10 protein-coding genes are annotated in these 8,621 nt (G+C 45.3%); 5 read left to right on the top strand and 5 right to left on the bottom strand.

From position 1 onward, the window contains the following. Positions 1-192 precede the first annotated feature (192 nt). Together ACTIE6_RS10895 and ACTIE6_RS10890 are read left to right on the top strand one after the other, a co-directional pair. The gene (locus tag ACTIE6_RS10895) at positions 193-894 is read left to right on the top strand and encodes a tetratricopeptide repeat protein (protein ID WP_439556660.1); all 702 of its coding nucleotides are present in this window, start codon (positions 193-195) and stop codon (positions 892-894) included. A 77-nt stretch (positions 895-971) separates the two neighbouring features. Further along, positions 972-1,313 carry a transmembrane 220 family protein gene (locus ACTIE6_RS10890; protein WP_439556659.1) on the top strand — a complete coding sequence of 114 codons (342 nt, stop codon included), beginning with the start codon at positions 972-974 and terminating at the stop codon, positions 1,311-1,313. On the opposite strand, the gene ACTIE6_RS10885 is transcribed toward ACTIE6_RS10890, so the two are convergent. Further along, positions 1,303-2,070, bottom strand: coding sequence for a biotin--[acetyl-CoA-carboxylase] ligase (locus ACTIE6_RS10885; protein WP_439556658.1), 768 nt, complete (start codon positions 2,068-2,070; stop codon positions 1,303-1,305). The genes ACTIE6_RS10890 and ACTIE6_RS10885 overlap by 11 nt on opposite strands. Positions 2,071-2,113: 43 nt before the next feature. Between ACTIE6_RS10885 and rsfS the strand changes: the two genes are divergently transcribed. The 3 genes from rsfS (at position 2,114) to ACTIE6_RS10870 (ending at position 5,661) form a co-directional block, all read left to right on the top strand. Further along, the gene (rsfS, locus tag ACTIE6_RS10880; RefSeq protein WP_031525662.1) at positions 2,114-2,497 is read left to right on the top strand and encodes a ribosome silencing factor; all 384 of its coding nucleotides are present in this window, start codon (positions 2,114-2,116) and stop codon (positions 2,495-2,497) included. A 71-nt stretch (positions 2,498-2,568) separates the two neighbouring features. Then, the gene (ftsH, locus tag ACTIE6_RS10875) at positions 2,569-4,626 is read left to right on the top strand and encodes an ATP-dependent zinc metalloprotease FtsH (protein ID WP_439556657.1); all 2,058 of its coding nucleotides are present in this window, start codon (positions 2,569-2,571) and stop codon (positions 4,624-4,626) included. 87 nt (positions 4,627-4,713) lie between these two features. Continuing rightward, positions 4,714-5,661, top strand: a complete 948-nt coding sequence (locus tag ACTIE6_RS10870; protein WP_439556656.1) for an aldose 1-epimerase — start codon at positions 4,714-4,716, stop codon at positions 5,659-5,661. Here the strand turns inward: ACTIE6_RS10870 and ACTIE6_RS10865 are convergent. From ACTIE6_RS10865 to ACTIE6_RS10850, 4 genes are read right to left on the bottom strand one after another with little or no spacing between them, the layout of a single operon-like run. Next, on the bottom strand, positions 5,658-6,779 hold the full coding sequence (locus ACTIE6_RS10865) for a nucleotidyltransferase domain-containing protein (RefSeq protein ID WP_439556655.1): 1,122 nt from the start codon (positions 6,777-6,779) through the stop codon (positions 5,658-5,660). The two genes, ACTIE6_RS10870 and ACTIE6_RS10865, sit on opposite strands and share 4 nt — an antisense overlap. A 3-nt stretch (positions 6,780-6,782) precedes the next feature. Next, complete coding sequence (locus ACTIE6_RS10860) at positions 6,783-7,688, bottom strand: serine kinase (protein WP_439556654.1); 906 nt, start codon at positions 7,686-7,688, stop codon at positions 6,783-6,785. Positions 7,689-7,705: 17 nt separating this feature from the next. Beyond that, complete coding sequence (locus tag ACTIE6_RS10855; protein ID WP_439556653.1) at positions 7,706-8,146, bottom strand: lasso peptide biosynthesis B2 protein; 441 nt, start codon at positions 8,144-8,146, stop codon at positions 7,706-7,708. A 1-nt stretch (position 8,147) separates the two neighbouring features. Next, positions 8,148-8,414, bottom strand: a complete 267-nt coding sequence (locus tag ACTIE6_RS10850) for a PqqD family protein (protein WP_439556652.1) — start codon at positions 8,412-8,414, stop codon at positions 8,148-8,150. Between the last annotated feature and the right edge of the window lie 207 nt (positions 8,415-8,621).

Here is an 8,621-nt window from a genome sequence, read left to right as displayed (position 1 = left end):
AAAAAAAGGCAAACCGAGAATCTCACCGCATCGACCACCTACCCTTGCTTCCGTCAGGACCTGGGGGATTCGGAAGGAGCTGGTAGTTCCGATTTGCCGGGTGCAAAGATAAAGACATTTTATTAACAAAAAGAAAACATTCATTTGACGTTTCACGCTACTTTTGTGCGAATCACCTAGAAATGAATCAGTATGCCCCGCTTATTTTTTTTATTTTTTTTAGTACTCCTGAATGCCTGCTCCCAATCTTCCGACGCTTTCCTCAAAAAAGGCAAGGATTTGATGAATGAGGGAAAACCACGTGAAGCCATCGAATTCATAAACACAGCGATTGAAAAAAATACAACAAGTGCGGAAGCCTTCAACCTGCGCGCTGTTGCTTACTTTGAATTGAAGGAAAATGAAAATGCATTGCTGGACTTCGCGCAGGCGATTAAACTGGAACCTGCCAACTACCGCCCGTACTTCAACCGTGCCCTGCTTTACTCCGGTGAAAACCGCCTCGACTCTGCATTTGCAGACTACAACAAAGCCGCAACGCTCGCGCCTGACACTGCCGACGTTTTTCTAAACCGCGGCCAGTTACTGGTTTTGATGGACAAACCCACAGAGGCTATCCCCGATTTCGAAAAAGCTACGCGGCTCAATGAAAACAACAAGCAAGCCTGGTACAATCTCGGTAACACTTACTATCGCCTGAAAGATTACAAAAAAGCAACGCTGGCGTTCCGTCAGACAGTGAAACTGGACGGACAATACGGAAAAGCATTCTACGGACTGGGCCTTTCACAATGGAATGATGGGGAAAAAGAGGTAGGTTGTACGAGTTTGAAACAGGCTTTAAACCTGGGCTATTCTGACGCTGCCAATGCACTGGCGCAGTTTTGTCAATAAACAGGAAAAAACGGGTAAATTAAGCCTGTGAAAGTACTTTATCTAAATAAACCGACTCACTTTTTCCGGAAAGAACAATGCGCTTATTAAAAATATTCTTCTGCATTATCTTCGTCATTTTCGCCTACTTTCAATTGAATGATCCTGACTCCGGTTTATGGATCGGGATTTACAGTTTTGCTGCGCTCGCTTGTTTTATGAGCATCCGCGACCTTTGGCCAAGCTGGGTATTTTATGTGCTGGGAGCCGCCTACCTGATAGGCGCTGTATTTCAATGGCCGGCAGAATTCGAAGGAATTTTCTTCGGTGAAACGCAGATGAGGAGCTTGAACATTGAATTGGCGAGAGAGTCGCTGGGACTTGGAATCAGTGCGATCGTGATGTTTGTAATTGGTAAATGGGGACAGCCTAATTCCTGATCCAGCTGATTTCCTTGATGCCAAGGTCTGTAAGTTCATCTCCGTTTGAGAGCCTGACAGACAACAGCCCCAATTCATTAACCCTGATTACGGTACCAGTATAAACGCGGTCTTTGTAGGAGAATTTTACCTCCTCTGCATACCCGTAAAGACTGTTCATATATGCACTACGAATTTCCGCAATGCGGTTGCCGCTTCTCAATTGAAGATAGGCTGCATCAAGGCAACGAATTAATGCCGCGAATTCATCTCCTAGTGTAAGCTCGCTTCCAGTCTCGCCCGACAGCGAGGTTGCGAGGTCATTTTCAAGATATATCTGATTAATATTCAATCCGATACCCACAATAGAGGTATTCAATTTGCTGCCCTGAATGGTATTTTCAATCAGTATCCCGCAGATCTTTTTTCTGTTAACAAGGATGTCGTTGGGCCATTTGATCTCTACTCCTGAAATATACTTTTCCAGATATGCTTTGATCCCTAAGGCGATGGTTTGACTGATTAAAAATTGATCCTGTATGGGCAGGAATGTGGGTGTCAGTACGACAGAAAGTGTCAGATTCTCCCCGGGATTTGCTACCCAGTTTGTACCCCGCTGTCCTCTTCCTGACAGCTGATGGTCGGTTATGACAACGGTACCCTCCGTGAACAAGCCGGCATGTACGATTTCAGCCGCTATGTCGTTTGTTGAGTGACAACTTGGCAGATAGATAACTTTTTTACCAATTATTAAGGTATCCTGTATCGAGTTGTACAATTTTTTTGCGTTACTTTAGGGTTTAGAAAGGAATCCATTACGCATGAAAGAACGCAAAAATAAAGAACTATCTTCAAAAGATCTCTCCGAGCTGGTAGTAAAAGGAATGACAGAAAAGAAGGGCCAGGACATAGCAATACTCGACCTCCGCAAAGTAAAAAATTCAATAACTGATTTTTTCGTGATTTGTTCCGGTAACTCCGATACGCAGATCGATGCTCTGGCAAACTCGGTTGAAGAAGAGGTATATAAAATCTCCAAAACAGAGCCCTGGCAGAAAGAAGGAAAGGCAAACGGGGAGTGGATTTTGATTGACTATGTAGACGTTGTCGCTCACATATTCAACAAAGAACGCCGTAAGCACTACGATCTGGAAGAATTATGGGGAGATGCAGAGGTGACATACCTGGAAGACTCCATGGTATAAAAGGCCGGTGATGAACATTCATCTTACCGGGAACGTTGTTTATTTAATTTCCTCTTAATTAGAAACAAAGAATGTCCGAAAACGATAACAAAAGGGGGCCCCTCAGTCCTAAAAGTCCTCAAAAAGGATATCAAGGCTGGATTATAGCCGCTCTTATTGCCACTATATTAGGAATTACCTACCTGAACCGTACCTCAACAATCCGCGAAACAACTCAAAAGCGTTTCGAGAAGATGATGGCTGACAGGGAGGTAGAAAGGGTAACTATCGTGAATGATAAGTCGGTAGAAGTAACCCTTAAACCAGAAGCGTTAAAGCAAGATAAATACAAGGTTGTTGCAAAGGAAAACAACTACTTCGGCGGCGAAAGCGCATCGCATTACCAGTTTCAGGTAACATCAGCAGAAACTTTCAAGAAGGATTTTGACAAAATGCAGGAGAAAGTGCTTGACGATGACAAAGTTCCGTTTGTGGTTGATACAAGAAATGACTGGACCAGCTTCCTCGGAACCTGGGGCTTCTTTATTGTGATGATCCTGGTGATGTACTTCATCCTAGGCAGAATGTCTGGCGGAGTAGGTCCAGGTGGTCAGATCTTCAATATTGGCCGCTCCCGGGCAACGCTTTTTGATGCTGAAAACAAGGTAAAGATCACATTTAATGATGTGGCAGGCCTTGATGAAGCAAAAGAAGAGATCAAGGAAATTGTAGAATACCTTCAAAGCCCTGATAAATTCAAGAAGCTGGGTGCGAAAATACCGAAAGGTGCATTGCTTGTAGGCCCTCCAGGAACAGGTAAAACTTTACTTGCCAAAGCTGTTGCTGGTGAAGCGGGCGTACCATTCTTCTCGCTGTCAGGTTCTGACTTTGTTGAGATGTTCGTAGGTGTGGGTGCTGCGCGTGTCCGTGACCTTTTTAAGCAGGCAAAAGAAAAAGCGCCTTGTATCATCTTTATTGATGAGATCGACGCAGTAGGTCGCTCACGAGGCCGTGGTGCGATGCCAGGTTCAAATGACGAACGTGAAAATACGTTGAACTCGCTATTGGTAGAAATGGACGGTTTTGCTACCGATTCGGGTATTATCATCGTAGCTGCAACCAATCGTCCCGATGTACTTGACCCTGCATTGCTTCGTCCGGGCCGTTTTGACCGTCAGATCTCGGTTGACAAGCCAGACGTAATTGGCCGTGAAGCAATTTTCAAAGTGCATTTAAAACCTTTGAAGTTGGCGACTGATGTAAACATGCAAAAGTTATCTTCCCAGACTCCGGGTTTTGCGGGAGCTGAAATTGCCAACGTTTGTAACGAAGCTGCATTGATCGCGGCGCGACGTAACCGGGAAGAAGTAACAATGCAGGACTTCCAGGATGCAATGGACCGTGTTATCGGTGGTTTGGAGAAAAAGAATAAACTGATCTCACCAGAAGAGAAGCAGATCGTAGCTTACCACGAAGCTGGTCACGCAGTAGCAGGCTGGTTCCTGGAACATGCTGATCCATTGGTGAAAGTATCTATCGTTCCCCGCGGTGTCGCTGCATTGGGTTATGCACAGTATCTTCCCCGTGAGCAGTATCTGTATCGTACAGAGCAGCTTTTTGACGAAATGTGTATGACGTTGGGTGGAAGAGCTGCTGAGGATGTAGTATTTAGCAAGATCTCAACAGGCGCATTAAGTGACCTTGAAAGAGTTACCAAAGTAGCATACAGCATGGTTACGATGTATGGAATGAATGAAAGAATTGGTAACATCTCTTTCTACGATTCGAAACAGTCGGATTATTCATTCACGAAACCATATTCAGAATCCACTTCGCAGGCAATTGATGAAGAAGTAAGAAAACTGGTTGACCAGGCTTATCAATTTGTTAAAAATCTGTTGATAGAAAAACGTGAAGCATTGGAAGTGCTGGCCAAAGAACTTCTTGAAAAAGAGATCTTGTTCCAGAGTGACCTCGAAAAACTGATTGGCAAACGTCCTTACGAGAAGGAAACAAGCTATCAGGCGTACATTAACCGTCGTTCAAACGAGGAAGCTGCCATTCATGAGGAAGTTGTAAAACATACGCTTGAACAGGAAAAGAACGAAGAAGAAATGGCAGAGGCTGAAAAAGATGCTTCAAACGAATAGAATCTGAAATAAATACCATAAAATAGTAGCCGGGCACTTGAAAGCCCGGCTATTGTTTTATAAACCCCATTGAACGCAGAGATAGTTATGGCTTTTGAAATATTCAAGCAGCAATTTGGTGATCTTACAGAGTATGTGGTTCAGGAAAGTACAACAGGCAACCGCTTCGTAGTAGTACCCGAGCTCGGCGGAGTTGTCCGGCAGTTATCGCTCCGGAAGGGGCTCACGTTGTTTTCTGTTCTGAAAACACCTCCTACACCTGAAACGCTGAAACATGATACGGAAAGTGCAAGTGAGCTGCTGTTTCCATTTGCAAGCCGCATTCCCGAGGGAAAATACAGGTTTTTGGGCAAAGATTATCAGCTTGCCAAAAATGAAAAGAATGGCCTGAATGCAATTCATGGGCTTGTCAGGAAGCAACATTTTCATCTGGAAGAACAACTGGCGCATGCTGATCATGCGTCCATTAAGCTATCCTATCTCATAGATGCGCCTGAGGGTTATCCCTTCCAGGTACTTTTTTCTATCAGGTACACCCTGCATTCGGATGGTCGTTTTGTCGTTTCATTTGAAGCTCTGAATGAAGGATCAGAACCTTGTCCGGCCATGTTTGGCTGGCATCCGTATTTCAGGCTGGGCAACGAAGATGTGGAAGCCTGGAAGATTATCATTCCTTCTGATCAGATTGTCACTTTTGACAGTAACCAGATTCCAACAGGTGTGGCGCATTTTCACATTGACAAGCCGGCTCTTTTACACCGCAAAGTCTTTGATAACTGTTTTATTGTAAAGTCCAATGGACCATTTGCAACAACTGAGCTTATGTCTGAAAATCAGGACGTCACGCTTTCCGTCACGCAGGAAACAGGAGAAGGTAAATTCAATCATTTGGTAGTCTACACACCACCTGAAAGGGATTGTATTGCCATTGAGGCACTCACCGCCAATGTCGACTCCTTTAATACAGGAGACGGATTATATATTCTGCCGGGAGGTGGCATGTTCAAAGGGGAAATCGTCGTGAAATTGACTTAACGATTTTTATGCCACATCCATTTGTGCCAGATCAGCCGCCAGTGAACAAGGTAGCCGAGATGTCCCGACAGGATCTTCAACTTTACTTTCCAATTGTCCCTGTATTTTAGATTATATGTCAAAATGCGGAACGTCTTGGTCTTTAAAGTGTCCCTTTCCTCCTCCCAGTGGCTGACAATATCTTGCATAAACCTGGCTGATGGATACTCCGCAATGCCAGTTGCATCTACGAGCCGCACAAGCTGCATTCCTGTGAGCACTTGTGCGGCTCCAAGTGATTCCAGCAGCAGGTTGCGAAAACCTTTTTGGTGCGCAATTCGTGAGATGTAAGTCCAGTCTAGTATCGCTGAATATTTCTTTAACAGTCGCACGAAATCGGCCATGTATTTCAGTTTGTCCCACTGCTCAATTCCTGCATGGTGTACCAGCATCAAGATCAGCTGGGTTTCCAGCGCAGGCACATTGACCTTCTTACCCATAATTTGCTGCTCCGCCATTTCACGGCATAGCTCATCCCAGCGAAAATTAAACTGATAGCGCGGATAGCTGCAATTCCATTGAATTTCGAGTGACCTTAATGCGTGTTCCCGCACCGGGGTTAACGGGAGCTGATAATCCGTATTCAGATAGGCACTCGCAGCTTTATCGCTTCTCAGCAGGTACTTACGATACGAATCTGGTTCAAATCCATTTTGTGCAAACACGTTCAAACCGCCTTGCAGCTGTTCTTTTGCAACAAAAAAATCAATATCTCCAAATTCCCGTAGCCCGGGTTTTTCATACAGCAGCCAGGCCCACAATGCACCTTTCATCAGGAATGCTTGAATACCTTGCTGCGCCAACTGCTGGTTCAAATTGACAGAAATGCCGGAAAATGCCAGGTTAGTGACGGCCTGACCAACACTGAAATCTCTTAGTTGCGCAAGTACATCGGCAGCAGGGCCACTTTCGGGATTTTGAGATAGATAATCAAAGGCAAGCGGGCGAACCTGGTTCCATTTGGCTTGCCGCCCGAGCTTCTGCCAATTAATGGAGCGCGTTTCTACCTTAAAATGCAACTCGGTTTGAGTTCCGAGAGACGCTTTGATCAGTATGTTCAGCTCAGGCGAGATTTTCATGCACTAGACCGAATGAGTTACGCTTTCCAGAACCCATTTTTCCAATAAATGAAATCCTTCCGGTCTTCTCTTTTTAATAACATCCACCTGAGCGGCACACTTCATACTTTGCAGGAAATGCATTTTCAATGCTTCACCGCTGAGCAGTTGCGTGGGAAGTGGGAAGTTCCTGATCATCTCGCCGGGCGTTTCGCTGACACTTACCTGCTGTAAAGCAGCCCGGTTTCGGGCTTTATGCAGGAAAATGATTTTGGTGAGAGCCACAGGCTTTTCAGGGAAATTGGCTTTGGGCTGAAATGAAAACTTGTTCACACCCTCGCTGACAGGTTCGAGATTTCCTCTGTCGTACTGCAAGCCTGCAACGGTTTTATCCCAGATTTTAAGCTGCGGATAAGCTGGCAATACAAATAATGCGCCATTCTCCGCAATCTCGATCGCAGTAAGATCGTCACTGAGCAAGCGGCAACCTGCTTTTATAAATGCAGCGGCAGTAGTAGACTTACCGGCGCCGGGCGTACCCATAAAACACCAGGCTTCCTCCCCTACCAGCACCGCACTAGCGTGAAGCAGAAAAAGACCTCTTTGAAATAATATCAAACCAATGGCTTCACTTACTGTGAAGAGACTGACAAGATTGGGATCATGTACGATTGGGTTCACGATCAGCTCATTACCACTAATTGCTTTGAATGTAGCTATACCCGGCCAATGCAGGACAAGGTCGCCCTCGTTTTTGCCAAACAATGCACGAACGCCCCGTCTGTAAACCTGCGTTTTGCTCAGATCCGGTAGTTCAATGGCAGCTTTTTTGATATGCAGATCAGGCGATGCACCTGGGTCACCTTCGCTCAGTTCCGGTAGTGGTATTTCAGAAAATACATTCAGCCCGAAAGCTTTATAATAATGCATGTATAATTTAGGTTAGCTCACTCCCAAACCCAGAGGCGCTTGTATGAAATCGCGTCAGGCCAGTCTCCTATAATGATATGTCCATTCCGCTCGACCCAGGCGTGGGCTTCAAACGATTTGGCAGGATTGATTTCGAAACCTATTTCCAGCGTGAGTGCCGGGATTTTACGAAGCAGATACTTGGTAGCAAGCGCGCGCGGGAGGCACAACAGTTCAATGGGCAGTAAATTCGCTGCGGTATCCACCGCCCACACCACCTGATCTATCTCCTCTTTGGATTTTTCTTCCACCGATTTCGTACTGGTTAAGCGGTGAAAAAGCTTTCTGAATGTAGCAAATGGAAGAAACGAAAGTCCGGCCTTAATCAGCAACAGGCAAACGGCAGCTTTTAAAAATATCAGCTTACCGGAGTTACTCAGGCTTTGCCATTTACCAAGAAATCTGCGCAGCTTTCCCAACTTATTTCACAGTTTCAACCAGCTTTTCAGATATCAGATCTTTCAGCAAAGTATCGACATCATTTTTACAGGTATCAAGATCAATGTCATACTCGCTTACCACCACATCACACAGCTCTTCAATCGTCTGTGGCCCTTTTTCAAGCGTATCCCAGATCAACACTCCTACTTCGTCCAGGCCATAATAGGCGCCTTTATTGTGATTAAGGATGACGGTTTCACCCGCTACTTTTGACGAAATCTGATCGGAGGTTAATTGATATTTCATGAAGGGGATTGAAAAAGTATAATGTGCCGTTTGTACAAAGTTAAAAATTTTACTCAGTCAATCTCAAACTTTATTCCCTGTGCGAGTGGAAGCGTGCTGCCGTAGTTGATGGTGTTGGTCTGCCGGCGCATGTAAGCTTTCCAGGCATCTGATCCTGATTCTCTCCCACCGCCAGTCTCCTTTTCCCCGCCAAATGCACCGCCGATC

Source organism: Dyadobacter sp., assembly GCF_051859145.1.
In the GTDB taxonomy this organism is placed as follows: Bacteria; Bacteroidota; Bacteroidia; order Cytophagales; family Spirosomataceae; genus Dyadobacter.
This window is presented reverse-complemented; position numbering and strand designations above follow the sequence as displayed.